This is a genomic window from Lysinibacillus sp. GbtcB16 (genome assembly GCF_019091145.1).
Lineage (GTDB): Bacteria > Bacillota > Bacilli > Bacillales_A > Planococcaceae > Lysinibacillus > Lysinibacillus fusiformis.
The window spans coordinates 1-414 of record NZ_JAGXJV010000151.1 but is presented as its reverse complement, the minus strand read 5'-3'; the positions used below and the strand labels follow the sequence as shown (position 1 = coordinate 414).

The window sequence follows — 414 nt, the reverse complement described above, 5'->3', positions numbered from 1 at the left end:
CACAAAGGGGATTAAACAATGAAACTGACTTTGTTTACAATATCTAACGTAAAAATTAACGAACAATTAACAAAGGTTAACGAACAATTGAGCAAGTTACAAACGAAAGTTGATTCCTTAGAAACTGTAAAAGACGTTCAAGATAAGATTATCTCTGCTAAAGACAGTCAAATAACTTTCTTGCAAGGAGAGGATTCTACAATAATTACCTGGGGATCTATAGCAGTCGCAATTATCATAGCTTTGGCAACTGTCGCTTACTCTTATATAAAATCTTTAGAAGAAAAAGCCAAAGACAAAATTGAAGAAGCCGAAAATACATTGCAAACAGCTACCCAACAGTTAGCACAAATTGAAATTGCGAGACAAGAAACTGAAACTAACTTAACTGAATCGGATAAAAAAATAGAACAA

The 414-nt window shown here is 32.9% G+C and carries 1 pseudogene; it reads left to right on the top strand.

Going from position 1 to position 414, the window contains the following annotated elements:
- Nucleotides 1–18: 18 nt before the first annotated feature.
- Nucleotides 19–414 (top strand): annotated as a pseudogene (locus KVT27_RS23785) (hypothetical protein); the annotation flags it as partial.